Raw genomic sequence first — 25488 nt, 5'->3', positions numbered from 1 at the left:
GGCTCCGGGCTACGACGACGATCCCTCGCCCTCGGCGGCCGGCTCCTCCTGCGCCTCGGGGGCGGACTCCTCGGCGGCGGGCTCGTCGGCGACCGCGACCGCGGCCTCCTGCGGCTCCTCGGCGGCCTGCGCCTCGTCCGCGACGCCCTCGGGCGCCTCGTCCGGCAGCGGCTCGTCGTCCGCGACGGGCTCGACCGGGGTTGCCTCGGCGTAGGCCGCCTCGGCGCGCCCGACGATCTCCGCCACGTCGTCCTGCGACTTCTCCGGGTCGGCGAGCGACGCGACGTCCGCGTCGGTCAGGCCCGTGAGGACCGCGACCGACGAGGTCGTGAACCGGCTCAGCGCCTGGTGCAGCTGCAGGCCGCAGTACGGGGAGCCGCCCAGTGCCGCGTTCGGGCAGCGACGGCCGTTGGTCAGGACCGCCGCGCAGCGGCCGCCGTCCTGGACCTGCTCCTCGAAGCCCTCGTCGTCCGCGGTCGACGCGAAGTCGGTCTCGGACTTGATGTCGATCCGCCAGCCGGTCAGGCGCGCGGCGAGCCGCGCGTTCTGGCCCTCGCGGCCGATCGCCAGCGACAGCTGGTCGTCCGGGACGATGACGGTGGCCTGACGGGCCTCGTCGTCGACGATGACCTCGCGCACGCGGGCGGGCGACAGGGCCTTCGCGACGAAGCGGGCAGGCTCGTCGTTGTAGGGGATGATGTCGATCTTCTCGCCGCGCAGCTCGGACACGACCATGCGCACGCGGGAGCCGCGCGGGCCGACGCAGGCGCCGACCGGGTCGACCCCGTCGGCGTAGGAGACCACCGCGATCTTCGACCGGTAGCCGGGCTCGCGCGCGACGCCGGCGATCTCGACGAGGCCGTCGGCGATCTCGGGGACCTCGAGCTCGAACAGCGCCTTGATCAGGTCCGCGTCGCGACGCGAGACGATGATCGACGGGCCCTTCGTGGAGTTCGAGACCTCCTTGATGACCGCCTTGACGCGCTGGTTGTGCTCGTAGCGCTCGCCGTCGACCTGCTCGCTCTTGGGGAGCAGCGCCTCGACGCGGTCGCGCAGCTGGATCAGCGTGTAGCGCGAGTCCTTCTGCTGGACGACGCCGGTGATGAGCTCGCCGACGCGGTCGCGGAACTCCTCGAACATCATGTCGCGCTCGGCCTCGCGGATGCGCTGCAGGATGACCTGCTTGGCGGTCTGCGCGGCGATGCGGCCGAAGTCCTCCGGCGTGTCGTCGATCTCCTCGATCTGGTCGCGGTACTGCTCGAACTTCGCCGCGTCGATCTCGGGGTCGGCGGGCTCCACGCGCTCGCCGGTCTCGGGGTCGATGTACGACTCCTCCTCGACCGTCTGCACGAGCAGCTCCTGCTCGAGGTCCTTGGGGATGCGGTAGCGCATCACGATGAACTCGCCCGTCTCCGGGTCGACGTCCACGCGCGCATAGCGGGCCGCCCCCGGCAGCTTCTTGTACGCCGAGAGGAGCGCGTCCTCCAGGGCGGCCATGAGCTTCTCGTCCGAGATGTTCTTCTCGGCGGCGAGGCCCTTGATGGCTTCGATGATCTCGCGTGACATTCGCTACTCCTCCACGAGGTTCGATCGGTGGATCTCGGTGTACGGGATCGCGACGACGCCGGTCTCGGCCGCGATCGTGACCTCTCGGTCGTCGGCGCCGACCAGCTCGCCGGTGAAGCTCTTGTGGCCGTCCCGCGCCTCACGGGTCCGCACGCGGGCGCGGCGGCCGAGGAAGCGGCGGAAGTGGTCGGGCTTGACCAGCGGCCGGTCCCGGCCCGGCGAGGACACCTCCAGCGCGTACTGCTCGCGGAGGTCCTCCAGGGCGCGGGTGACCTGCTCGCAGAGCGCGAGGCTCACACCGTCGGGATGGTCGACGAACAGCCGCAGCGTCCCCCCGGCGACGACCTCGGCGAGCAGGACCTCGACGTCGGGCATCGCCGACGCGAGCGTCGTCTCCACCTGCGTCTGGATGTCCTTGGTCACCGGCTGATCCTCCCTGGGAAACAAAAAACGTGGGCGAGCGCCCACGTTCCGAAACTGCCGCCGGCACCGGGCCGGCACGGAAAGCTGTGCTGCGACTCTACCAGCATGGACTCCACGCTGACCGCGATCGTGCACGAGACGCTCACCGACCTGGGCGTGCCGTTGCGGCGCGTCGCCCCCGGCGAGTGGGGCCTGGCGGTCGACTGCGCCGGCTGGCCGCTGCACGTCGGCGTCGCGCTGCGCGGCGGGCTGCTGCGCGCCCAGGCGGAGGTCGTCGGCCCCGGGCGCGTCGACCCGTCGGCGCTGCTGCACCGCAACCGGCTCGGCTCCCTGGTCCGCTTCGCCCACACCGGCGAGGGCGCCGTCTGGATCCACGGGGACCTGCCCGCCGTCGCCGTCCAGGAGGCGGAGATCGACCGGCTGCTCGGGCTGCTCGTCGAGGAGGCCGCCTGGGCCCGCTACGCCGCCGGGCCGGCGCCGGGCTCCGCGGACGGCGGGGCGTCGTCCCCGGCGTGACGGCGGGCGGCGTCGCGGTAGCGGCGGTAGTCCGCGCGCTCCGGGCGCAGCTGGGCGGCGAGCGCCAGCGGCCGTCGCGCCTCCGCGTGGCGGCCGCACAGCTGCAGCGCCCGGCCGAGGCAGAACAGCGCGTAGTCGTTGGTCGGCGCGTGCGCGGCGACCGCCGCGAACTCGGCGGCGGCCTCGCGGTAGCGGTGCGCGCCGAACAGCGCGCGGCCGAGCGCCTCGTGGATCGAGTCCTCCCCCGGGGAGAGGTCCCGGGCTCGCATCAGCGGCACGGTCGCCGCGTGGAAGTCCCCCTCGTCGAGGAGCCGCGAGCCGTTGCGGAAGAGGGTGTAGACGTCGTCCATGCCGCCCCGGGAAGTCTACGCCCGTCGGCCGCGCCGGCCCACGGGTCGTGGCGGCAGCGCCCACCAGGCGCGCAGGCGTCCCCCCGCCCCCAGGCCGTCGGCCAGCGCCGTGCGCAGGGCGGCGCGTTGGGCCCGGCCGGGACCCGTCGCGGACGGCGCGTACCGCTGCGCGCGGACCGCGCGCAGGTAGTCGGCGGCCTGCGGGGCGTGCCGGAACCGCTCCTCGAGCTGGCGCAGCGTCGTGCCCGTCGCCGGCGGTCGACCGGTCAGGCGCAGCGCCTGCAGCAGCTCGGCGAGCTCCGGCGGGTCGTCGGCCCGGACGCCGACGCGGCGGCGCACGACGAACGCCACGAGCACCCCGGCGGCGAGGACGACCAGCAGCGGCGGGCCGAGCGACAGCGACTCGTCCCCGGGGCTCGCCGCGGGCGCGCCCGGACCGCCGCCCAGACGCGCGTCGGCCGGCGCCCCGGCGGGGCCCTCGTCGGCGTCCTGCTCCTCGGCGGGCTCGTCCGGCGTGGTCGCGGGCTCGTCGTCGTCACGCAGCTGCGAGCGCGGCGGCGCGGCGGCCGGCGTCGGGTCGAACGCGACCCAGCCCTGGCCGGGCACGTACGCCTCGACCCACGAGTGGGCGTCGAGGTCGCGTACGACCCACTCCTTGCGGGCGTCGTCGTAGGTGCCGGCGGTGAAGCCGGAGGCGACCCGGGCGGGCACTCCGCCCATCCGCAGCAGCAGCGCCATCGCGCCGGAGAACTGTTGGCAGTAGCCCTCGCGGCGGTCGAAGAGGAAGCCGTCCAGCGGCGCGCGCGGGTCGACGCGCGGCGTCTCGGTGTAGGTCGCGTCGCGCATGACCCGCGCGCGGACGTTGCGGATGAAGTCGTACGGGGTCGCCGACGCCGCGCGCAGCCGCTGCGCCAGGCGGTAGGTGCGCCGGTAGGGCGAGGCCAGCAGCTGCTCCTCCCCGTCCGAGCGCGGCGGGGCGCCGAGGGCGTAGCGGAAGATCGACTGGCTCTCGCCCCAGCGCGGGAACAGCAGCACCGACCGCTCGCTGTCCGGGAGGCCCATCGACAGGAACCGGCGGGTGAACAGCGGGTAGCTGCTGCCGGCGTCGCGCATCGTCTCCGGGGACGGCTGCGGCACGTACACCTCGGCGCGGTAGGCATCGCCGCGACGCAGCGGGCGCGACCCCGTCCGGAAGGTGCCGAAGCCGCTCTCGATCGCGAGCCGTGGCGACGCGGCGATGCTGCGGGTCGAGCCGGCGGTCACGTACTCCGGGGAGCGCAGCCCGGCGACGACGACGGTCAGCTGCTGGCGGTAGCCGGGGTCCTCGGCGATCTCGGTGTCCGGCGTGCGGATGTCGACCGCGTCGGTCGTCCGCCAGGCGCGACCGTCGAACTCGGGCAGGACGGCGGCCTTCCAGTAGGTGCCCTGCCGGGCGCGGATCCGCAGGACCTCGCGGCCGGTCCGCGTCCAGTTCAGCGGGCCGTAGCGGTGCTGCCAGGAGAACGTGCTCGTGTTGCGGCCCTGGAGGCTGTCGGCGACGAACGACTCGTAGTCGAACAGCGGCCGGTCACCGTCCAGGCGCGGGGCGAGCACCGCGGCCGCGACGGCCGCGACCGCCAGCAGGATGGCCGCCGGACGCGCCTGGCCGCGCGGCAGCCGGTCCCCCCACAGCAGGACGGCGAGCAGCACGGTGACCGCGGTGCCCTGCAGGAACGGGTGGTCGGGTGCGCGTTCGACGACCGGGACCGCGTACAGCGTCGCGAGCAGGCCGGCGGCGACCAGCGGGCGGCCGGTCGCCGCGCCGCGGGGGACGAACGCGACCCAGGCGGACACGAGCACCAGCAGCGTGCCGCCGAGGACGATCGTCGCGCGGGTCCACTCGTCGAGCCCCCGGTACGGGACGCGCACGCCGGGCAGCGCGCCGAGCCCCTGGCCGATGCCGGCCGCCAGCTCGCCCCAGGCGTCCGGCAGCAGGAGGCGCAGCGGGACGCCGCAGGTCGCCAGGGCGAGCACGAGCGCGCCCAGCGCGAGGCCGTCGACGAGCAGCAGCCGCCGCCGGCGCGACGTGACGCGCGGGGCGAGCAGCAGGAGCGCGCCGATCGCGCTGCCCAGCAGCACGCTCGCGGTCGCGGCGGCGCGCGAGGCCGGGGCGACCTGGTCGGCCCACGCGTGCGCGGCCAGCAGCGCGAGCAGCGTCCAGGCGGCGAGCCGCAGGCCGCCGCGCGCCGGCGCCACGACGGGCGCGGGTGCCGCCGTGCGTGGCGCCCGGCGGGCAGGACGCTCGCGGCGCGGCGCGGGTGCCAGGGTGCTCACGCCGACCTCGCGGCGTCGAGGCGGTCGGCGAGCTCGTAGCCCGCGCAGCCCGCGACGGCGAACGCGGGCCGGCGGCCGGCGATCGAGCCCGGGACGACGAGCACCTGGCCCGCCCCGTGCTGGGCCAGCGCGCGCGGCGGACGCTGCACCCGCCGGGCGGAGACGTGGACGATCGGGCCGGTGCGGCCGCGCAGCTGGGCGGTCGCGGGCGCGGGCCCCGCCTCCACCAGCGCGAGGCGCACGTGCAGCCGGGCCCAGCCGCCGAGGGTCGCGTCGAGCTCGGTGGGCCGGCGGTCGCCGGGCAGCAGAACCTCGCAGCCGCCGCGCCGCGCGAGGTGCACCGCCAGCGAGGCGACCGCGCGCACCGCCGCGTCGAGGTCGTCGGCGGCGCCCTGCGGATCGCCCGGGTCGGGCGACGGGTCCAGGACCACGACCGGCAGGCGCCCGCCGTCGGCGTGGAGGCGACGCTCCTGCGGCTCGGCGCGGCGGGCGATCGACGGCCAGTGGATCCGCGAGGCGGGTGTGCCCGGGCGCAGCGGACCGACCCCGTCGACCTCGACCTCGGCGCTCGTCGGGCGGTGACGGCGGCGCAGGCCCAGCCCGGTGCCGTCGGCGCCCGCCGCGGTCACCACGACCGGATCGACGCGCGGCAGCACGAGGACCTCGGTCGGCTCGCCGCCGCCGACCGTGCGGGCGGCGAGGCCGAACGGGTCGCGCACCAGCACGCTGGGCGGCGCGACGAGGCGCCGCCCGCGCCGCGGCAGTCGCGCCGTCGCCTGCACGACCTGGCGGTCGCGCCCGAGCTGCAGCGGCCGCGCGCGTCGCAGGAGCGGGTCGCGGATCTCGCCGGTCGGCAGCCGCAGCACCCCACCGACGACGGTGACCGTGACGGGCAGGGGGTCGTCCTCCTGGACGCGGCCGCCGGAGACGGTGCGCCGTACCCGCAGGCCCGCGGCGGCGAGCCGCACCCACAGCAGGCAGAGGACCGCGAGCAGCCCGAACGCGACGCCCGGCACGTAGAGCGGCTCGGCGTCGAACGCCGCGGCCGCGGCGAGCAGGGCGAGCGCGAGCAGCAGCGTGCCCGCCGCGGGCCGGCTGCCTCCGTGGTCGCGGTCGCCACGGCGCATCGCCCGGACCTCAGAGCGCCGTGGTCTTCGCGAGGGCGTCGCGCACGACCTCGCCGCCACGGGCGCCGTGCGCCTCCGGCGCGAGCACCAGGCGGTGCGCGAGCACCACCTCGGCGAGCGCCTGCACGTCGTCGGGCAGCGCGTGGTCGCGGCCGTGCAGCAGGGCGCGGGCCTTCGCCGCGCGCAGCAGCAGCAGGCCCGCGCGGGGGCTCGCGCCGAGCTCCACGCGGGCGTCCTCGCGGGTGCGGGTGAGCAGCGCCACCACGTAGGCACGCAGCGCCTCGGAGGTGTGCACGCGCCGCGCGAGGTCCTGAGCCTGCAGGACCTCGGCGGGCCCGCCCGCGGCGTCGAGCGCGGCGACGCGGTCCCCGAGCTCGTGCGCGAGGAGCATCGCGGCCTCGGCGTCCGCGTCGGGGTAGCCGAGCGACAGGCGCATCATGAAGCGGTCGACCTGCGCCTCGGGCAGCGGGTAGGTGCCCTCGAACTCCACCGGGTTCTGCGTCGCGAGCACGACGAACGGGCGGGCCAGCTCGTGGCTGTGCACGTCGACGGTCACGCGCCGCTCCTGCATGCACTCCAGCAGGCCCGACTGCGTCTTGGGGCTCGCGCGGTTGATCTCGTCGACGATGACGACGTTGGCGAAGATCGGGCCGGGCCGGAACTCGAAGCGGTCCTCGCGCTGGTTGAAGACGTTGGTGCCGACGACGTCCGCGGGCAGCAGGTCGGCGGTGCACTGGATGCGCGCGAACTCGAGCCCGAGCGCGCGGGCGAGCGCGCGGGCCAGCGTGGTCTTCCCCACGCCGGGAAGGTCCTCCAGGAGGACGTGCCCCTCGGCGACGATCGCGACGAGCAGGTCGTCGAGCACCTCCTCGCGGACCTCGACCCCGTCGCGGACGGTCGCCCGGATGCGGGCGGCGAGGCCGACGGCGGCGTCGATCTCGCCGCGGTCGAGCGGGGCGTGTGCGGCGCCGTCGAGTTCGCTCACGTCGGTGTCCGCACGGCGGCGTCGCGCAGCCGGTCGACGACCGCGAGGATCGCGTCGGCGACCGCGGCCTTGTCCGCCTTGGCGATCGGCTGGTCCCCCGTGCGCGTGATGACCGTGACCTCGTTCTCGGGCGTGTCGAAGCCGATGTCCGGCCGCGAGATGTCGTTGACGACGATCGCGTCGAGCCCCTTGCGCTCGAGCTTGTCGCGCCCGTAGGCGAGCGCGCCGTCGCCGTGCTCGGCGGCGAAGCCGACGAGGACCTGCCCGTCGCGGCGGGTGCCGGAGAGGGACGCGAGGACGTCGACCGTCGCCTCCATCTCGACCGTGAGCTCGCCGCGGCCGGTCTTCTTGATCTTGTGGTCGGCGGGGCCGACGGGCCGGAAGTCGGCGACGGCGGCGGCCATCAGCAGCACGTCGGTCTGGGCGAAGGCGCCGGCGCAGGCGTCGGCGAGCTGCGCGGCGGTCTCGACGTCGAGGTAGCGGACCGCGGGGTTGCGCGGGAGCGTGACGTTCGCGGCGACGACGGTGACCACGGCCCCGCGGGCGGCGGCCGCGTCGGCGAGCGCGAAGCCCATCCGGCCCGAGGAGCGATTGCCGACGTAGCGCACGGAGTCGATCGGCTCCCGCGTGCCCCCGGCGGTGACGAGGACGCGCAGACCGTCCCACGGCCCGGCGGTGGGCCGGCCGGCGAGGACCGCCTCGATGCGGGCGAGCAGGTCGGCGGGCTCGGCGAGCCGCCCGACGCCCCACTCCCCCTTGGAGCCGAGCGCGCCCGTGCCCGGGTCGATCACGACGACGCCGCGGTCGCGCAGCGTCGCGAGGTTCGCCTGCGTGGCGGCGTGCTCGTACATCGCGTTGTTCATCGCGGGCGCGACGAGCACCGGGCAGGTCGCGGCGAGCGCCGCCGAGGTGAGCAGGTTGTCGGCGAGCCCGTGGGCGAGCTTGGCGATCGTGTTCGCCGACGCCGGGGCGATCACGAGCACGTCGGCGTTGGCGACGAGCTCGAGGTGGCTCAGCGGGTCGTGCTCGGGGGGCGCCTGGTCGGGGAACGCGCCGCGTGCCGGGTCGCGCTCGAACTCCGAGACGAGGACCGGCGCGCCGGTCAGGCCGGCGAACGACATGGCCCCCACGAACTGCTGCGCGGTGGGCGTCTGCACGACGCGCACCGCGTGGCCCGCCTTCGTGGCGAGCCGGACGAGCTCCAGCGCCTTGTAGGCGGCGATGCCGCCGGTGACGCCGATCAGGACGCGCGCCATCGCCGGAGCTCCGGCCGGTGCGGCCTAGCGGTACTGGTACTTGACCTTGCCGCCCGCGACCTCCTCGAGGGCGATCGTCAGGTAGTTCTTCGAGCTCGAGTCCACCATCGGGGGCGGGAACTCGTCGAAGGTCCCCTCGCCGAGGTTGTGGTAGTACGAGTTGATCTGCCGCGCACGCTTGGCGGCGACGATCACGGACGCGTAGTTCGAGTCGACGTTCTCGAGCAGCGTGTCGATGCGAGGGTTGATCATCGACCCAGTGTAGCGGTGGGTCGGCGGGGCCGATCCGGTCGGTCAGCCGTCGAGGTGCGTGCGGACGATCGCCACGAGCTCGTCGATCGCGTCCTCGAGCCGGTCGTTCTCGACGACGTGGGCGAACTCGCCCTGGGCGGCGAGCTCCTCCTCGGCGACCTGCAGGCGCCGTTCGATCTCGGCGTCGCCGTCGGTGCCGCGGCCGACGAGCCGCGTGCGCAGGACCTCGGCCGACGGCGGCGCGATGAAGATCCGCACGGCCTCGGGCAGCGAGTCGAGCACCTGGCGGGCGCCCTGCACCTCGATCTCCAGCAGCACGGGGGCGCCGGCGTCGGTGCGCTTGCGCAGCTCCGAGCGCAGGGTCCCGTAGCGGCGCCCGGAGTACTCGGCCCACTCGACGAAGTCGCCCTCGTCGACGCGGCGGGCGAAGTCCTCGTCGGAGAGGAAGTGGTAGGCGACGCCGTGCTCCTCGCCGGGGCGGGGCGCGCGCGTCGTGGCCGAGACGCTGAGCTCGAGGCCGGGCACGCGGTCGAGCAGCTGGCGGATGAGCGTGCCCTTGCCGACCCCGCTGGGGCCCGTGATGACGAAGACACGCGACATGGGCGCGTGAGCCTAGACCGCGGGTCGGAGGGACCGCCCGGGACCGCCGGCCGGCCTAGCGCTTGAGCGACTCGACGAGCTCGTTGCGCTGGCGCTCGGAGAGGCCGCCGATGGTCTTGCTCGGGGAGATGCGGCAGGTCGTGAGGACCTTGTTCACCTTCACGCGGCCGTACTTCGGGACGGCGAGGAGCATGTCGAAGACCTTCGCGGTCTCGACGTACTCGGGCGGGTCCGCGAGGAGCTGGTGGATCGACACGCGGCCGGCCTTCAGGTCCTTCTTGAGCTGCGCCCGACGGCTGCGGATGTCGTTGGCCCGCTGGAGCGCGTCCATGCGCTGGTTCAGCGAGCGCTCGGGGGCCGTGGTCTTCGAAGCGGTGTCAGGGGCAGCGGTCATCGGCGTGGGCGAGCATACATCGTCGGGTTGGCCATCGCGGGCCCGATACCCACATTCGACTCAAGCTCGACCTCAGGTTGAGGGCTGTCGAGCGTGGTCGAGCGTTTTCTCTCGATTTGCAGCGGTTTTCGCTTGCCCAAGCCTCAGGGCAGGTGCGTCAGGGTGCAAACTTCCCCGCTTTTTGCGTGATTTCGGCGACCGATCCGAGACCCGCCGCGTCGAGCCTCCGCGAGAGCCCGCGATGCATCTTGCAGGGCCACAGCGGGCCCCCGTAGACGAAGCCCGTGTAGGCCTGGACGAGCGTCGCACCGGCTTGTAGGCGATCCCAGGCGTCCTGCGGCGTCTCGATCCCCCCCGACGGACACCAGCACGACCTCCTCCCCCACCCGGGCCCGCAGCCGCCGCAGCACCTCCAGCGACCGCGCGGCGACCGGCGCCCCGGACAGCCCGCCCGCGCCCGCGGCCTCGACCTCCGCGACGGTCGAGCGCAGCCCGTCGCGGGTGATCGTCGTGTTCGTCGCGATGATCCCGTCGAGCCGCTCGGCCAGCGCGAGCTCGGCGACCGCGTCGACGTCCTCGTCGCTGAGATCGGGCGCGATCTTCACGAGCAGCGGCCGCCCGTCGAGCACCGGCCGGACCGCCCGGACGAGCTCCCCCAGCTGCGCGACGGCCTGCAGGTCGCGCAGGCCCGGCGTGTTGGGCGAGGAGACGTTCAGCACCACGTAATCCGCCAGCGGCGCCAGGCGGCGCGCGGACGCCACGTAGTCGGCGACCGCGTCGGTCGCGAGCTTCGTCTTGCCGAGGTTCACGCCGACGACCGCGCCGGTCCGCCGGCGCGCCCGCAGCCGTCCCTCGGCGACCGCGGCACCGCGGTTGTTGAAGCCCATCCGGTTCACGAGCGCCCGGTCGGCGGGCAGCCGCACGAGCCGCGGGCGCGGGTTGCCCGGCTGGCCCTCCGCCGTGACCGTGCCGACCTCCACCGACCCGAAGCCCAGGGCCAGCAGCCCGTCGACGAGCTCCGCGTCCTTGTCGAAGCCCGCCGCCAGGCCCACCGGCGACGGGAACGTCAGCCCGAAGGCCCGCACCTGCAGCCGCGGGTCGCGCGGCCCCAGCAGCCGCGCCAGGCCCGGCAGCCGGCCCGCCAGCCGCAGCGGGACGGTCCCGAGCCGGTGCGCGGTCTCCGCGTCGACCCGGACGAGGACGAGGCGGAAGAGCGCGCGCCAGATCACGGCCGGCCTACGCGGTCGCGCCGTCGCGGTCGTGGATCTCCTGCAGCGACAGCGGCTCGGGCTCCCCCGTGCGGGCGGCCGCGATCGCGCGCGCCGCCGCCAGGCCACCCGAGAGCGTCGTCAGGCACGGGATCCCGCGGGCGATCGCCGCGCTGCGGATCTCGTAGCCGTCGGTGCGCGCCCCCGAGCCGGTCGGGGTGTTGACGACGAGCTGCACGTCACCGCGCTCGATCCAGTCGACCACGTGCGGGGACCCCTCGCCGATCTTGTTGATCGCCTCCGCCGGGATGCCCATGCGGGCGATCGCCGCCGCCGTCCCGGTCGTCGCGATGATCTTGAAGCCCTGGTCGTGCAGCGTCTGGGCGATGGCGACCGCGGCCGGCTTGTCGGTGTCGGCGACCGTGATGAACACCGTGCCCTCGCTCGGCAGCGACGCGCCCGCCGCCGCCTGCGCCTTGGCGAACGCCGCCGGGAAGTCGCGGGCGATGCCCATGACCTCGCCGGTCGAGCGCATCTCCGGACCCAGGAGCGCGTCCGAGCCGTCGAAGCGGTCGAACGGCAGGACCGCCTCCTTGACGCTGACGTGGTCGAAGACGCGGTCGTCGGCCGGCAGCTGCAGGTCGGCGAGCGACTCGCCGAGCATCAGCCGGCAGGCCATCTTCGCCAGCGGCACGCCGATCGCCTTCGACACGAACGGCACCGTCCGCGACGCGCGCGGGTTGGCCTCGATCACGTACAGGCGCCCGCCGTGCACCGCGAACTGCACGTTCAGCAGGCCGACGACACCGAGCCCGAGCGCGATCCCGCGCGCCTGCTCGCGCAGCTGCTGGAGCATCTCGCCGCCCAGCGAGTGCGGCGGCAGCACGCAGGCCGAGTCGCCGGAGTGGATCCCGGCCTCCTCGACGTGCTGCATGATCCCGCCGACCCACACGTCGGTGCCGTCGCACAGCGCGTCGACGTCGACCTCGATCGCGTTCTCGAGGAACCGGTCGAGGAAGATCTCGCCGCGCTCCACGCCCTCCGGCGGGGCGTGCCGGGCGAGGTAGTCGCGCAGGCCCTCGACCGAGTAGACGATCTCCATCGCGCGGCCGCCGAGCACGTAGCTCGGGCGCACCAGCAGCGGGAAGCCGACCTGCTCGGCCGCCTCGAGCGCCTCGGCGACCGAGTGCGCGGTCGCGTACGGCGGCGCCTCGTAGCCCAGCTCGGTCAGCAGCGCGCCGAAGCGACCGCGGTCCTCGGCAAGGTCGATCGCGTCGACGCTCGTGCCGAGGATCTGGACCCCGGCCTCCATCAGCCCGGCCGCGAGCTTCAGCGGCGTCTGCCCGCCGAACTGCACGATGACCCCCTCGGGCTGCTCGAGCTCCAGCACGCCGAGCACGTCCTCGAGCGTCAGCGGCTCGAAGTAGAGGCGGTCGGAGGTGTCGTAGTCGGTGGAGACCGTCTCCGGGTTGCAGTTGATCATCACCGCGTCCCGCCCGGAGGCCCGCACGGTCATCGCCGCGTGCACGCAGCAGTAGTCGAACTCGATGCCCTGCCCGATCCGGTTGGGGCCCGCGCCGAGGATCACGACGCTGCGGTTCGTGCCGCGGTCCACCTCGTGGCGCGGCGCGCCGTCGGCGGTCGGCCGCTCCCAGCCGGAGTAGAAGTACGGCGTGCTGGCCGGGAACTCCGCGGCGCAGGTGTCCACCGACTTGAACGTCCGCACGCCGGCGAACGCCGCGTCGGGCTCGTGCGCGAGCTGCTCGAGCTCGGCGAGGAACCACGGGTCGATCTTCGTCACCGCGTGGATCTCCGCGGTCGACGTGCCGCGGCGCAGCGCCTCCATCAGCACGTCGTAGCGCTCCGAGGACGGGCGCTCCAGCGACGCGACGAGCTCCTCGGTTGAGCGCTCCGCCAGGTGCGGGATCGCGTCGAGCTCGCGCGAGCGCATCGCCTTCGCGAACGCCTGGCCGAAGGTCCGGCCGATCGCCATCGCCTCCCCCACGCTCTTCATGTGCGTGGACAGCTCGGCGTTGGCGCCCGTGAACTTCTCGAACGCGAACCGCGGCCACTTCACGACGACGTAGTCGATCGTCGGCTCGAAGCTCGCCGGGGTCGACATCGTGATGTCGTTGTCGATCTCGTCGAGCGCGTAGCCGACGGCGAGCCGCGCCGCGATCTTCGCGATCGGGAAGCCGGTCGCCTTCGAGGCCAGCGCCGAGGACCGCGACACGCGCGGGTTCATCTCGACGATGAGGATCTCCTCGGTCTCCGGGTTGACCGCGAACTGCACGTTGGAGCCGCCGGTCTCGACGCCGACCGCCCGGATCACCTGGATCGCCTGGTCGCGCAGCTGCTGGTAGAGCGCGTCGGTCAGCGTCTGCTGCGGGGCGACGGTCACCGAGTCGCCGGTGTGGACGCCCATCGGGTCGACGTTCTCGATCGAGCACACGATCACGACGTTGTCGCGGTTGTCGCGCATGACCTCGAGCTCGTACTCGCCCCAGCCCAGGACCGACCGGTCGATCAGCACCTGCGTGATCGGGGACGCGTCGAGGCCGCGCTCGACGATCGCACGGAACTCCTCCGGCGTCCGGGCGATGCCGCCGCCGCGGCCGCCGAGCGTGAACGCCGGGCGGATGATCGCGGGCAGGCCGATCCGCTCCTGGAAGGTCAGGGCCTCCTCGATCGTCGTGGCGATCTCGGACTCCGGCATCTTCAGGCCGGCCTGCTCCATCGCGGCCCGGAAGAGGTCGCGGTCCTCCGCGCAGCAGATCGCGTCGTAGTTCGCGCCGATCAGCTCGACCCCGAGCCGGTCGAGCGTCCCGTCCTCGTACAGGGCCTTCGCGAGGTTCAGCGCGGTCTGGCCGCCGAGCGTCGGAAGCAGCGCGTCGGGCTTCTCCTTCTCGATGATGCGGGCGACCGGGCCCGGCAGCAGCGGCTCGACGTACGTGGCGTCGGCGAACTCCGGGTCGGTCATGATCGTCGCCGGGTTGGAGTTCACGAGGACGACCTCGTAGCCCTCCTCGCGCAGGACCTTGCAGGCCTGCACGCCGGAGTAGTCGAACTCGGCCGCCTGGCCGATGACGATCGGGCCGGAGCCCAGGATCATGATGCGCTTCAGGTCGTTGCGGCGGGGCATCGGGCTACGCCTCCCGGACGGCGTCGAGGAACCGGTCGAACTGGTAGAGCGCGTCGTTGGGCCCCGGACCGGCCTCGGGGTGGTACTGGACGGTGGCGCTCTCGACGTCGAGCAGCTCGAGGCCCTCGACGGTGCGGTCGTAGAGGTTGACGTGGGTCAGGGCCGCGGCCCCGAAGTCGGTCTCCCAGCGCACCGGCTCGTCGACCTCGATCCGCACGCCGCCCGCGGGGGCGGTGACCGCGAAGCCGTGGTTCTGGGAGGTGATCTCGATGCGCTGCGTGCGGAGGTCCTTCACCGGGTGGTTGCCGCCCCGGTGCCCGAACGGCAGCTTCGTCGTCTCGAGGCCGACCGCGCGGCACAGCAGCTGGTGCCCGAGGCAGATGCCCCAGACCGGCTTGCGGCCGATCAGCCCGCGGACGGTCTCGACGACGTGGTCGAGCGCCGCCGGGTCGCCGGGACCGTTGGCGAGGAAGAACGCGTCGGCGTCGGTGGCCAGCAGCTCCTCGGCGCTGACCGTGCAGGGGTGCAGCGTGACCTGCGCGCCACGCTGGACGAGGTGGCGGACGATCGAGCCCTTGATGCCGGTGTCGATCGCGTGGACGCGCACGAGGCCCGAGGGATGCGGCGCGCCGCCGTGCACGGTCGCCTCCGCGGGGGTCACCTCGCGGGCGAGGTCGCGGCCGGTCATCGGCGGCTCCGCGGCGATCCGCTGGCGCGCCTCGTCCTCGCTCATCGACGCCGGGAAGACGCCGCCCGGCATCGACCCCGCCTCGCGGATGTGCCGCACGAGCGCGCGCGTGTCCACGTCGGTGATCGCCGGGACGCCGCAGTCGACGAGCCAGTCCAGCCAGCCGCGCTCGGCGGTCGGCGCGTCCTCGGTGTTCGTGGCGGCGCGCATGATGACCGCGCGCGCGTGGATGCGGTCGCTCTCCATCGCCGCCTCGCACACGCCGTAGTTGCCGATGTGCGGGTAGGTGAACGTGATGAGCTGGCCGGCGAACGACGGGTCGGTCACCGACTCCTGGTAGCCGGACATGCCGGTGGTGAAGACGACCTCACCCACGGCGTGGGGTGTCGGCGCCGCAGGCGATCCCGTCGAAGCGGGTGCCGTCGGCGAGCAGGACGTAGGCGGTGGCGGTGGCGGTCACGAGCTGGTGGTCTCCGGGGTCCGGTGGACGACCGCGCCGGCGGCGACGGTCAGCAGGACGCGACCGTGCAGGCGGCGTCCGGCGAAGCAGTTGTTGGCCGAGCGGGAGTGGTAGCCGTGCTCTCCCACGGTCCACTCCTGCGCGAGGTCGAGCAGCGTGAGGTTGGCGGGAGCGCCGACCTCCACGCGCGGGGTGAGCAGGTCCAGCAGCGCGAGGCCGCTGGTGAGCTTCTCGACGACGAGCGCGAGTGGCAGCACCCCGGGCAGCACGAGGTCGGTGTAGACCGAGGCGAACGCGGTCTCCAGGCCGGTCGTGCCCATCGGCGCCTGCTCGAACGGGACCTCCTTCTCGTCCCGGGCGTGCGGCGCGTGGTCGGTGGCGATGCAGTCCACCGTGCCGTCGAGCAGTCCGGCGATCAGCGCCTGGCGGTCCTCCTCGGTCCCCAGCGGCGGGTTCATCTTCTTGGCGGTGTCCAGCGACTCGCGGATGCTCTCGTCGGTGAGGCAGAGGTGGTGCGGCGACGCCTCGCACGTGACCTGCACGCCGCGGGCCTTCGCGTCGCGGATCGCGCGGACCGAGTCGATCGAGCTGAGGTGCTGCATGTGCACGCGCGCGCCCTCGTAGCCGGCGATCGCGCAGTCGCGCGCGACCATCGTCGACTCCGAGATCGACGGGATGCCGCCGACGCCGAGCAGCGCGCTGACCGCGCCCTCGCGCATCGAGCCGCCCGCGCTCAGGGTCGGGTCCTCCTCGTGCAGCGCGATCACGCCACCGCAGAGCTTCTGGTACCGCAGCGCCTTGCGGAGCATCCCGGCGCTGACGACCGGCCGGCCGTCGTCGGTGAACCCGACCGCGCCCTCTTCGCGCAGCTCGGCCATGTCGGTGAGCTCGTGGCCCTCCATGTTCCGCGTGATCGCGGGCATCACGCCGACCGGGATCCGCGCGTGCCGCGCCGCCTCCTCGCGCAGCGACCGCAGCAGCGGCGCGCTGTCGAGGACCGGCGTGGTGTTCGGCATGCAGACGAGCGCGCAGTAGCCGCCCGCGGCACCGGAGCGGGTGCCGGTGTCGAGGTCCTCCTTGTGCTCCTGCCCGGGGGTGCGCAGGTGCACGTGCGGGTCGACGAACGCCGGGAACAGGTGGCGGCCGGTGCCGTCGATCTCCTCGGCGCCATCGGGGACGACCGCGAGGCCGGGCTGCGCGATCTCCGCGATCACCCCGTCGCGCACGAGGACGTCCATCGGCGCGTCGATGCCGGTGCGCGGATCGAGGACGTGCGCGCCGCGGACGACGAGCGTGGCGGCCGGGCCGGCGCGGTGGACGAGTGGCTGGGCGGTGCTCACGAGGCGACTCCCTGCTGGGTGGACGGCACGGGCGCGACCTCCGGCGGCTGCGGCGCGCGCGAGCCCGCGAGCACCTCGTAGAGGACCGCCATCCGCACGACGACCCCGGCCTCCACCTGCATGGTGATCACGGCCTGCGGGGAGTCGACGACCTCGCCGCTGAGCTCGACGCCGCGGTTGACCGGGCCGGGGTGCATGACGATCTGCTGCGGGTCCAGGCGCCGCGCGTTGATCTGGTACTGGGCGGCGTACTCGCGCAGCGACGGCACGTAGCTGTCGTGCATCCGCTCGTTCTGCATCCGCAGCGCGTAGATGACGTCCGCCTCCTCGATCCCCGCGAGCGTGTAGGAGACCGCGCACGGGAGCGCGTCCTCGATGTCGCGCGGCAGCAGCGTCGGCGGTCCGCAGACGGTGACCTGCGCGCCCATCTTCGCGAACGCGAGGATGTTCGAGCGGGCGACGCGGCTGTGCAGGACGTCGCCGACGATCCAGATGCGGCGCCCGTCGAGGCTGCCGAGCCGGCGGCGCAGCGTGTAGACGTCCAGCAGCGCCTGGGTCGGGTGCTCGCGCTTGCCGTCGCCGGCGTTGACGATCGACGCGTCGGTCCAGCCGCTGACGAGGTCGGCGCTGCCCGCCCACGGGGTGCGGATGACGATCGCGTCCGGCTTGTGCGAGGAGAGCGTCAGCACCGTGTCCTTCAGCGACTCGCCCTTCTCGACGCTCGAGCCGCTCGCCGCGAAGTTCACCACGTCGGCGGAGAGGCGCTTGGCGGCGAGCTCGAACGAGCTGCGCGTCCGCGTCGACGCCTCGTAGAAGAGGTTCAGGACGGTCCGGCCGCGCAGCGCCGGGACCTTCTTGATCTCGCGGTCGCCGACCTCGGCGAACGAGGCGGCGCGGTCGCAGATGCGCTCGATCGCGGCCCGGTCGAGGTCGTGGATCGACAGGAGGTGCTTCATGAGGGGTCCTCCGTGGTGATCGTGACGCCGTCGTGGCCGTCGAGCTCCTCGACGGCGACGTTCACGCGCTCGCTGCGCGCGGTCGGCAGGTTCTTCCCGACGTAGTCGGGGCGGATCGGCAGCTCGCGGTGGCCGCGGTCGGCGAGGACCGCGAGCTGCACGCGCGCGGGGCGCCCGTAGTCGAACAGCGCCTCGATCGCGGCGCGGACCGTGCGCCCGGTGAAGAGGACGTCGTCGACGATGACGACGCTGCGGCCCTCCATCGGGAAGTCGATCTTCGACGCGAGGATGACGGGGCCGCCGTCGCGCGTGGCGACGTCGTCGCGGTAGAAGCTGATGTCGAGCTCGCCGAGCGGGACGTCGGCGTCGAGCAGGTCGGCGAGGAGGCGCTGCAGCCGGGCGGCGAGGACGGCGCCCCGACGGTGGATCCCGACGATCGCGAGCCGGTCGGGCTCGCCGTGCTTCTCGACGATCTCGTGGGCGATCCGCACGAGCGTGCGGCGCATGGCATCGCCGTCGAGGACGACCTTCTGCGGGTGCGGCATGAGCTCCTTCCTGGCCTCACGGGACCGGGTTAAAGGACGCCCCGGACCCTACCAGCGGTCCAGGCGGACCGCCCGCCGGCGCAGGCGCCGCGGCCGCACCGTGCGGGTTTCAGCGACGTTCGATCGCGACCTGGACGGTCGAGCCCTGCTCGAGCTGGCCGCCCGGCTGCGGCGACTGCGCGACGACCTGCCAGTTGGACTCCTCGATGACGCCGAACAGCCCGCCGCCCTCGACGTCGGTGTCGAAGCCGGAGCGCTCGAGCCGCTGGCGGGCGACGTCCAGCGGCTGACCGACGACGTCGGGGACCGCGGTCGTGACGATCACCGTGCCGCCGTTGGTCACCGGCCCGGGCACCGTCCGCGTGACGGTCGTCGTGCGCGCGACCGTGACCGTCTCGGTCGACCGGCCCTTCGCCCCGCCCAGCGCGGCGACGAGCAGGATCCCGACGAGGAACCCCGCCGCGCCGGTGAGCACGAGCCCGAGCGTCGAGAAGCGCCGCTCCGGGGGCGGCTGCACGCGGGTCGGCTCGGTCATGCGGCGGTCTCCTGGGGCGTGGCGGGCTCGGGGCGCGCCGCGCGGACGAGCTCGGGCGGCCCCTTCTCGGGGAACGGGACGACGACGTGGTCGTGGTCGCGCGGAAGCTCGGTGCGCGCGAACACCGCGCGCGCCTCCTCGCGCAGCGCGCGCGGGTGGTAGCGCTGTGAGACGTGCGTGAGCGCGAGCAGGCCGACGTCCGCCTCGGCCGCCAGCTCGGCGGCCTGCCGGGCGGTGGTGTGGCCGGTCTCGCCCGCGCGCGCGAGGTCCTCGTGCAGGAACGTCGACTCGTGCACGAGCAGGTCGGCGCCGGCGGCGTGCGCCCGGACCGCGTCGCACGGCCGCGTGTCGCCGCTGAGCACGATCCGCCGGCCGCGACGGTCCTCGCCGATCACCTGGTCGGGCGTGACGCCGTCCACGGTCTCCCCCGCCTGCAGCCGCCCGAAGTCGGGCCCGGGCCGCACGCCCAGGGCGACCGCGCGCTCGGCGTCGAACCGGCCGGGGCGGTCCTCCTCGACGATCGCGTAGCCGAACGCGCGCCCGCGGTGCTGGACGTTGAACGCCTCGATCTCGTAGCCGTCCCACTCCAGGACGTCGCCCGCCTCGAGGTCGGTGATCGTCAGCGGGTAGCCGAGGCGCCCGTAGGTGGGACGCACGGACTGCAGCAGCGCCGCGGTCCCGGGCGGGCCGTAGAGGAGCAGCTCGCGGTCGCGGTCGCGCAGGTCGAACGACTTGAACAGGCCGGGCAGGCCCAGCCAGTGGTCGATGTGGTGGTGGGTGAGGAAGATCGCGTCGAGCTCGACGAGCCCGACCGAGCGGATCAGCTGCCGCTGGGTGCCCTCGCCGCAGTCGAACAGGATGCGGTCGCCGCCGGCGCGCAGCAGCGTCGCGGGCAGGCCGCGCCGCGCGGTCGGGACGGAGCCGGCCGTGCCGGCGAAGTGCAGGGAGAGGTCCACCGCCAGCGAGCGTAGCGACGCCGCGGCGGCGGTGGACCCGCCCGGGGTGCGTCGCCTACAGGCCGCGCTCCTGCTGGGCCTTGAGCAGGTCGCGGATCTCCGTGAGCAGGACGGTCTCGTCGGTGGGGGCCGGCGAGTCGCTGTCGGCCTTCTTGCCGCGCTCGGCGAGCGTCTTCATCGGCAGGACGATGACGAAGTAGATGACGGCGGCGACGATCACGAAGTTGATCAGCGCCGTGATCGTGGTGCCGATGATGATCTTGCCGTCACCGATCTCGATCCCCGCGGTGTCGAAGTTCGGGGTGCCGCCGATGACGCCGATCAGGCCACCGATGAAGTCGTCGGCGAACGCCTTGACGACGGCGCCGAACGCGGCCCCGATGATGACCGCGACGGCGAGGTCGATGACGTTGCCGCGCATCAGGAACTCCTTGAAACCCTTGACCATGGTGCACCTCCGGTGTGCTGTGGGGAACGGTCTGTGGTTGGGGTGGCGCGACCCTATCCGCCGTCCCGGTGGACCGTGTGGCGGAATCGTGGCCGCGCCGTGGCGGTGCGGGCGCGCCGCTCGCGGGCTGCTCGCCGACGGGTGACAGGTACCCTGCCCCGCGTGCCGTCCCCTTCCCCCGACGTCCGCGAGCGCGTCCTCGCCCATCCGGCCTGGTACCACACGCTCGAGCTCGCGCCCGACCTCGTCACGCCCGGCTTCTGCGACCTGCGCCCGTTCGCGCCCGAGGCGCTGCCCGCCTCGACGGCGGGCCTGCGCTGCCTGGACGTCGGCACCTTCGACGGCTTCTGGGCGTTCGAGCTCGAGCGGCGGGGAGCCGCGTCGGTGCACACGCTCGACCTGCCGGACGGCACGCAGGCGGACTGGCCGCCGAACACGCGGGCGCTGAACCTCGCCGACACGGAGGCGTCCGGCCTGCAGTGGGGCACCGGCTTCCTGCTCGCGCACGAGGCGCTCGGCTCGTCGGTGCAGCGCGTGCTCGGCACGGTCTACGAGCTCGAGCAGGCGTGGACCGACGGCCCGGTGGACCTCGTGCTGTGCGGGACGATCCTGCAGCACCTGCGCGACCCCGTCGGCGCGCTGGAGCGGATGGTCGACGTGCTCGCCCCCGGCGGCGAGCTGCTGATGATCGAGGCGTACTCGGTGCCGCTCACGCGTCGCCACCCCCGCCGCGCGGTCGCCGAGTACCGGCCGATCGTGCCCGGCTCGCGCTACACGTGGTGGCTGGGCAACCTCGCGACGCTCCGCGGCTACGCGGCGACCGTCGGCCTCGAGCCGATCGGCGACGGCAAGCCCGTCACCCACCGGCCGCTGCGCGGCGCCGGCAAGGGCGACCACGTCGCCCGCCTGCGGTTCCGCAAGCCCGCCGCCTAGCCCGGCGGTCCGGCCTCCTCCCGGAACGGCGAAACCCCGCACCGAGGCGGGGTTTCGACGAGGCGCGCCCGGTAGGATTCGAACCTACGGCCTCCGCCTCCGGAGGGCGGCGCTCTATCCAGCTGAGCTACGGGCGCAGAGCGACGGCGACAATAGCGGATCCTTGCCGCGAACCCCGAGACGAACGTATGTTCCGTCCGGTCGGTGCGGGATCGTCGTCCGATGAACACCCGCCAGCGAGGAGACGCCGCAGAAGCCGCGGTGCTGTCCGCGCTAACCGCCGCCGGCCTCGCCGTCTGGCTGCCCTGGAGCCAGTTCGGAGCGTGCGACCTGATGGTGGAGACGCCAGGGGGACAGCTCGTGCGCGTCCAGGTGAAGTGCGGCCGCCTGCGCGACCGCTGCGTCCTCGCCAACTGTCGCAGCACCGACCACGGAGCCGGCCGCCAGAGCTACGTCGGCCTGGTCGACGTGCTGGCGATCCACGTTCCGGAGCTGCGCGCGCAGTTCGTCGTGCCCGTGGACGAGGCACAGGGGTTCGAGGTGCGACTGCGGCTCGAAGCCACGCGCAACGGGCAGGCGCGGCGGGTGCGCTACGCCCGGGACTACTCGCTCGAGGCATGGGCCGCCGCACTGGTGTCGCCATCGGTCAGCCCGACGGCTTCGGATGACGCGAGTCCCCGGAGGGCGCATGCAGCCCACGAAGCGACCCGGTGAGCGCTCAGCCCCGAGCGCGTCGAGCCCGCGTCAGGTCGCGACGAGCCGCAGCTCCTCGCCGTTCACCACGACGAGGTCCCCCGGGACCAGCTGGCGGCCCCGGCGGCTCTCGGGCTCCCCGTTGACGGTGATCTCCGCCTCGTCGAGGAACCAGCGGACCTCGCCGCCGCTGTCGACGAGATCGGCGAGCTTCAACAGCTGGCCGAGCCGGATCATGCCGTCACGCAGGGGGATCTCGCGCATGCCCGCAGCATGGCACGCCGGCGCGCGCAGACCCCTTGACGAGAGTGCGAACATACGTTCGCTCCATGACGTCCAACGGTTCCGCCTACGCCCGCTTCCGCCGCGCCCTGCAGAGTGGCAACCTCACGCTCGTGCGCACCGCGGCGGCCGAGCTGCCGAACGTGTCGCTGGACGACGCGCTGCACGTCTGCGTGCTGCTGCGCGACCGCGAGCCCGAGCGCTACGAGCGCGCCGCGGTCCGCTGGATCGCCCGCTTCTGCGTCGAGCGGCGGGACGTCTCGATCGAGGACGTCGACCAGGCGTCGCAGGCGTTCGCGCTCATGCGCGAGGACCCCGAGCGTGCGCTGCTCGCCCTGCAGGCGCTGTGCGCCGGCGTGTAGCGCCGGCGCTAGACCGCGGGCAGCTCCTGGTCGAGGGTCAGGACGTCGGCCCACACGTCGCCGAGCCGCGCGACACGGGCGAGCACCTCGTCGGGGCCGAGCAGGAACGCGTCGGGGTCGCCCGCGTCGAGCAGGTCCTGCAGCTCGTCCCAGGTGAGCGGCGCACTGACCGTGGGACGGTCGTGCGCGGCACGCACCGAGTAGACCGACACGGTCGTCTTGCCGTGCTCGTTCTGCAGCCAGTCGACGAGCACCCTGCCGCGCCGCTCGGCCTTCACCTGCCGCGAGACGACGAGCCCCGGCTCCTCGCGGGCCAGCAGCTCGGCCACCGTGCGGGCGAACGCCTTCGTGCGCGCGTACGGGACGGCGCCCGCGTTCAGGGGCACGTAGACCTGCAGGCCCTTCGATCCGGAGGACTTCACGAACGCGTCGAGGCCGAGTCCGGCGAACATGCCGCGCAGCAGGAACGCCACGCGCGCGCACTCGACCGCCGTGGCGGGCGCGCCCGGATCGAGGTCGAAGGCGAGGATCTCCGCCGTCCCGTCGGCGGCGGACAGGCGGTGCAGCGGCGTGTGCAGCTCGATCGCCGCGAGGTTGCCGAGCCAGGCGAGCGTCGCCGGCTCCTGGACGAGCAGCTGCGTCGCGGCGACGCCGTCGAGCGTCACGTCGGCCACGGCGACCCAGTCCGGACGGTGGCCGGGCGCGCGCTTCTCGAAGAACGTCGGGCCGGTCACGCCGTCGGGCCAGCGGCGCATCGTCAGCGGCCGCCCGGCGAGGTGCGGGACGAGCACCGGCGCGATCTGGGCGTAGTAGCCGATCAGCTCGCCCTTCGTGGTGCCGTCGGGCCACAGCGGCTTGTCGAGGTTCGTGACGCGCAGCTCGCGGCCCGCCGCGGTGACGCGCGTGCCCTTCCCGGCCCCGGGGGCCGCCGGGCCCGCCCCGTCCCCCTCGGGCGCGACGAGCCGCACGAACACGGGATGGCGCAGCACCCCGTCCGGCGTCCAGCCGGTGAAGCGGACCTCGCAGCGCAGGCCCGGTCCGGTGAAGCGCGAGCCGCGCGGCGCGACGGTCCCGCCGCTGGAGGGCGCCAGCGGATCGGCGTCGACCTCGCGCTGTGCGAGCGCGCCCGTCAGCTCGTCGAGGGTCCGCTCGTCGAGGCCGCTGCCGACCCGTCCGACGTAGCGCAGCGGGCCCCCGTCGGGATCGGGCAGGCCGAGGAGCAGGGCGCCGGGGCGGCCGCGACGCCCGCCCTCCCCGGCGGTCCAGCCGGCGATCTCGAACGTCATCTCGCCCGTGAGCTTCACCTTCGTGAAGGCGTCGGAGCGGACACCGGGCAGGTACGGGGCCCGGCGGCGCTTGGCCATCACGCCCTCCAGCCCCAGGGCGCGGACCGCCTCCAGCAGCGCCTCGCCGTCCGCCTCCGCCTCCGGCGCGGTCACGACGCCCCCGCTGCGCCGCTCGAGCTCCAGCGCCGCGAGCCGCGCGCGCCGCTCCTCGTAGGGCAGCGCGCAGCGGTCGTGGCCGTCGAGCCACAGGAGGTCGAAGACGACGTAGCGGACCGGCTGCTCACGCACGAGCCGCCGCACCCGTCCCTCGTCGGTGACGTTCAGGCGGCGCTGGAGCGCCGCGAAGCTCGGACGTCCTTCCTCGTCGAAGGCGACGACCTCGCCGTCCAGCACGGCCCGGTGCTCCCCCAACGCCCGCTGCAGCGCCCCGAGCTCCGGGAACTGGCCGGTCACGTCGTTGCCGTTGCGGCTGCGCAGCCGCAGCTGCCCCGGTCGGCTGTGGGCGAGCACGCGCGCGCCGTCCCACTTGATCTCGAACCGCCAGTCGTCCCCGCGCGGCAGCGTGCCGGGACGGGCGAGCATCGGCGCCACGCGGTCCGGGAGCGGCTGGGCGTCGGGATCCTGCGGGGAGCCCATCCGGTGGACCATCCACTGCGCCCCGTCGCGCTCCGGGTCGAGCGTGCGGTCGCGGTCGATGACGAACAGCGCGAACTGCGCGTCGTGGCGCTCGCCGTGCAGGTGGACCTCGATCTTGCCGGGATCCCACTTCAGGACCTCGTAGGTCCCGCGGTCGCTGATCGTCATCGTGCCGGCGCCGTAGCTGCCGCGCGGGATCTCGCCCTGGAAGTCCAGGTACGCCAGCGGGTGGTCCTCGGTGCGGATGGCCAGGTGGTTGGTGCCGAGGTCGGGCGGCAGGCCGTTGGGGACGGCGAAGGAGACGAGCACGCCGTCGCGCTCGAGCCGCAGGTCCCAGTGCAGGCGCGTGGCGTGGTGCTCCTGCAGGACGAAGCGCCGGCCCTCCTCCCCGTCCGGCCGGCCCTCGTCCTCCCCGAGACCGGGCTCGGGCGTCCCGGCCGCGTCGCGCTTGGCGCGGTAGCCGCCCAGCCGGTCCGCGGGCGGCGTGCTCACGTCGCCGCGTGCGCCCCGTCGGCGAGGGACTTCAGCACCCGGGCGGGGATGCCGCCGAGGATCGACTGCGGCGGATAGGTGCCGCCGTTGACGACGGCGCCCGCGGCGACGACGGAGTTCTCGCCGATGACGCTGCCGCGCAGCACGACGCCGTTGGTCGACACGAACGAGTTGGCGCCGACGAGCACCGGGGTGCTGCGCACCGGCTGGTCCATGAAGAACGTGTCGCTGCCGTCGAACCCGTGGTCGGAGTCGATCACCGTGACGCGCTCGGCGAGCCCGACCTTCGCGCCGAGCTCCAGGCGCTCCTCGCAGTGCAGCGTGACGTTGCGCCCGCAGATCGCGCGCTCGCCGAGGATGAGCTCGCCGGCGGACTTCAGCTCGCAGCGGTCGCGGATCTGCGCGGCGACGCCGAGGCGGATCGCACCGCCCCAGGGCTGCAGCCGCACGCCGTTCTGGAACACGACCCGGTCCCCGAGGTCGATCGTGCCGTCCTTGCCGTGCGCGAGGTCGATCACGAGCCCGGACCCGAGCTTCACCTCGCGGCCGATCCGCAGCGTCAGCGTGCCCGGGTAGCCGTCGATCTCGACCGTCGGCAGGCCGAGCAGCCGCGGGACCTCGTCGACCTCGAGGACCAGGCGCCCGCCGAGGCGACGCAGACGCGCCGCGGTCACCACCGCCCAGAGGCGGAAGCGCGCGGCGCGCGAGAGCTGCAGGAGGCGTCCGACCATGCGGGTCGGGACG

General features: G+C 74.2%; 25 protein-coding genes, 1 tRNA gene and 1 pseudogene. 4 read left to right on the top strand and 23 right to left on the bottom strand.

All coding sequences use genetic code 11. The annotated features are described in order from the left end of the window. Positions 1-9 precede the first annotated feature (9 nt). Positions 10-1566 (bottom strand): transcription termination factor NusA, encoded by a 1557-nt coding sequence (gene nusA / locus GKE82_RS02240; protein WP_107571007.1) that lies wholly within the window; start codon positions 1564-1566, stop codon positions 10-12. Positions 1567-1569: 3 nt separating this feature from the next. Beyond that, positions 1570-1989, bottom strand: a complete 420-nt coding sequence (rimP, locus tag GKE82_RS02235; RefSeq protein WP_233243939.1) for a ribosome maturation factor RimP — start codon at positions 1987-1989, stop codon at positions 1570-1572. A 105-nt stretch (positions 1990-2094) separates the two neighbouring features. On the opposite strand from rimP, the gene GKE82_RS02230 reads away from it, so the two are divergent. After that, positions 2095-2505, top strand: a complete 411-nt coding sequence (locus tag GKE82_RS02230; RefSeq protein WP_107571006.1) for a hypothetical protein — start codon at positions 2095-2097, stop codon at positions 2503-2505. On the opposite strand, the gene GKE82_RS02225 is transcribed toward GKE82_RS02230, so the two are convergent. The 17 genes and pseudogenes from GKE82_RS02225 to mscL all read right to left on the bottom strand — a co-directional run bounded on the left by GKE82_RS02225 (position 2448) and on the right by mscL (position 20060). Then, a complete protein-coding gene (locus GKE82_RS02225) occupies positions 2448-2855 on the bottom strand; it encodes a hypothetical protein (RefSeq protein ID WP_107571005.1) in 408 nt (135 codons plus the stop codon). The two genes, GKE82_RS02230 and GKE82_RS02225, sit on opposite strands and share 58 nt — an antisense overlap. 15 nt (positions 2856-2870) lie before the next feature. Continuing rightward, a complete protein-coding gene (locus GKE82_RS02220; protein ID WP_154732197.1) occupies positions 2871-5168 on the bottom strand; it encodes a transglutaminase domain-containing protein in 2298 nt (765 codons plus the stop codon). Continuing rightward, positions 5165-6295, bottom strand: a complete 1131-nt coding sequence (locus GKE82_RS02215; protein ID WP_154732196.1) for a DUF58 domain-containing protein — start codon at positions 6293-6295, stop codon at positions 5165-5167. Before GKE82_RS02215 ends, GKE82_RS02220 begins: the two co-directional genes overlap by 4 nt. Positions 6296-6305: 10 nt before the next feature. Then, positions 6306-7280 carry an AAA family ATPase gene (locus tag GKE82_RS02210; protein WP_309233340.1) on the bottom strand — a complete coding sequence of 325 codons (975 nt, stop codon included), beginning with the start codon at positions 7278-7280 and terminating at the stop codon, positions 6306-6308. After that, positions 7277-8536 (bottom strand): bifunctional phosphopantothenoylcysteine decarboxylase/phosphopantothenate--cysteine ligase CoaBC, encoded by a 1260-nt coding sequence (gene coaBC / locus GKE82_RS02205; protein ID WP_154732195.1) that lies wholly within the window; start codon positions 8534-8536, stop codon positions 7277-7279. The genes GKE82_RS02210 and coaBC overlap by 4 nt, the downstream gene beginning before the upstream one ends. Positions 8537-8560: 24 nt before the next feature. Next, entirely contained in the window at positions 8561-8788 is a 228-nt protein-coding gene (rpoZ, locus tag GKE82_RS02200; RefSeq protein ID WP_107571000.1) for a DNA-directed RNA polymerase subunit omega, read from the bottom strand. A gap of 42 nt (positions 8789-8830) precedes the next feature. Continuing rightward, positions 8831-9388, bottom strand: coding sequence for a guanylate kinase (gene gmk, locus GKE82_RS02195; protein ID WP_107570999.1), 558 nt, complete (start codon positions 9386-9388; stop codon positions 8831-8833). A gap of 55 nt (positions 9389-9443) precedes the next feature. Next, positions 9444-9782, bottom strand: coding sequence for an integration host factor, actinobacterial type (gene mihF / locus GKE82_RS02190; protein ID WP_107570998.1), 339 nt, complete (start codon positions 9780-9782; stop codon positions 9444-9446). 157 nt (positions 9783-9939) lie between these two features. Continuing rightward, positions 9940-11011: pseudogene (locus GKE82_RS02185) on the bottom strand (quinone-dependent dihydroorotate dehydrogenase). Between the two features lie 7 nt (positions 11012-11018). Further along, complete coding sequence (gene carB, locus GKE82_RS02180) at positions 11019-14132, bottom strand: carbamoyl-phosphate synthase large subunit (RefSeq protein ID WP_154732194.1); 3114 nt, start codon at positions 14130-14132, stop codon at positions 11019-11021. A 4-nt stretch (positions 14133-14136) separates the two neighbouring features. Beyond that, positions 14137-15195, bottom strand: a complete 1059-nt coding sequence (gene carA, locus GKE82_RS02175) for a glutamine-hydrolyzing carbamoyl-phosphate synthase small subunit (protein ID WP_309233338.1) — start codon at positions 15193-15195, stop codon at positions 14137-14139. Between the two features lie 81 nt (positions 15196-15276). Continuing rightward, positions 15277-16620, bottom strand: coding sequence for a dihydroorotase (locus tag GKE82_RS02170; protein WP_233243938.1), 1344 nt, complete (start codon positions 16618-16620; stop codon positions 15277-15279). Beyond that, complete coding sequence (locus tag GKE82_RS02165) at positions 16617-17576, bottom strand: aspartate carbamoyltransferase catalytic subunit (protein WP_107570994.1); 960 nt, start codon at positions 17574-17576, stop codon at positions 16617-16619. Before GKE82_RS02165 ends, GKE82_RS02170 begins: the two co-directional genes overlap by 4 nt. After that, positions 17573-18121, bottom strand: coding sequence for a bifunctional pyr operon transcriptional regulator/uracil phosphoribosyltransferase PyrR (gene pyrR, locus GKE82_RS02160; RefSeq protein ID WP_107570993.1), 549 nt, complete (start codon positions 18119-18121; stop codon positions 17573-17575). The genes GKE82_RS02165 and pyrR overlap by 4 nt, the downstream gene beginning before the upstream one ends. A gap of 109 nt (positions 18122-18230) precedes the next feature. Beyond that, complete coding sequence (locus tag GKE82_RS02155; RefSeq protein WP_154732193.1) at positions 18231-18656, bottom strand: PASTA domain-containing protein; 426 nt, start codon at positions 18654-18656, stop codon at positions 18231-18233. Continuing rightward, the gene (locus GKE82_RS02150; protein ID WP_309233337.1) at positions 18653-19612 is read right to left on the bottom strand and encodes a ribonuclease Z; all 960 of its coding nucleotides are present in this window, start codon (positions 19610-19612) and stop codon (positions 18653-18655) included. The genes GKE82_RS02155 and GKE82_RS02150 overlap by 4 nt, the downstream gene beginning before the upstream one ends. Before the next feature lie 55 nt (positions 19613-19667). Then, a complete protein-coding gene (gene mscL / locus GKE82_RS02145) occupies positions 19668-20060 on the bottom strand; it encodes a large conductance mechanosensitive channel protein MscL (RefSeq protein ID WP_107570990.1) in 393 nt (130 codons plus the stop codon). Between the two features lie 162 nt (positions 20061-20222). Here mscL and GKE82_RS02140 point away from each other — a divergent pair, with 162 nt between their 5' ends. Further along, positions 20223-20993, top strand: a complete 771-nt coding sequence (locus GKE82_RS02140; protein WP_196189029.1) for a methyltransferase domain-containing protein — start codon at positions 20223-20225, stop codon at positions 20991-20993. Between the two features lie 63 nt (positions 20994-21056). Here GKE82_RS02140 and GKE82_RS02135 read toward each other — a convergent pair. Further along, positions 21057-21130 (bottom strand) — tRNA-Arg (locus GKE82_RS02135). 85 nt (positions 21131-21215) lie between these two features. Between GKE82_RS02135 and GKE82_RS02130 the strand changes: the two genes are divergently transcribed. Then, the gene (locus tag GKE82_RS02130; RefSeq protein ID WP_154732190.1) at positions 21216-21707 is read left to right on the top strand and encodes a group I intron-associated PD-(D/E)XK endonuclease; all 492 of its coding nucleotides are present in this window, start codon (positions 21216-21218) and stop codon (positions 21705-21707) included. 30 nt (positions 21708-21737) lie between these two features. Here GKE82_RS02130 and GKE82_RS02125 read toward each other — a convergent pair whose 3' ends face one another. Then, the gene (locus tag GKE82_RS02125; protein ID WP_154732189.1) at positions 21738-21950 is read right to left on the bottom strand and encodes an RNA-binding S4 domain-containing protein; all 213 of its coding nucleotides are present in this window, start codon (positions 21948-21950) and stop codon (positions 21738-21740) included. Between the two features lie 65 nt (positions 21951-22015). Between GKE82_RS02125 and GKE82_RS02120 the strand changes: the two genes are divergently transcribed. After that, positions 22016-22330: a hypothetical protein gene (locus GKE82_RS02120; protein WP_107570986.1), complete on the top strand. Its 315-nt coding sequence runs from the start codon at positions 22016-22018 to the stop codon at positions 22328-22330. An 8-nt stretch (positions 22331-22338) separates the two neighbouring features. Here GKE82_RS02120 and ligD read toward each other — a convergent pair whose 3' ends face one another. Both ligD and GKE82_RS02110 read right to left on the bottom strand, forming a co-directional pair. After that, positions 22339-24744 (bottom strand): DNA ligase D, encoded by a 2406-nt coding sequence (gene ligD / locus GKE82_RS02115; protein ID WP_154732188.1) that lies wholly within the window; start codon positions 24742-24744, stop codon positions 22339-22341. Continuing rightward, positions 24741-25475, bottom strand: a complete 735-nt coding sequence (locus tag GKE82_RS02110) for an acyltransferase (RefSeq protein ID WP_154732187.1) — start codon at positions 25473-25475, stop codon at positions 24741-24743. The genes ligD and GKE82_RS02110 overlap by 4 nt, the downstream gene beginning before the upstream one ends. Between the last annotated feature and the right edge of the window lie 13 nt (positions 25476-25488).

Source organism: Conexibacter sp. W3-3-2 (genome assembly GCF_009707605.1).
GTDB classification, from domain to species: Bacteria; Actinomycetota; Thermoleophilia; order Solirubrobacterales; family Solirubrobacteraceae; genus Paraconexibacter; species Paraconexibacter algicola.
Note: the sequence above shows the minus strand (reverse complement) of the source record. Positions and strands in the feature narration are given on the sequence as shown.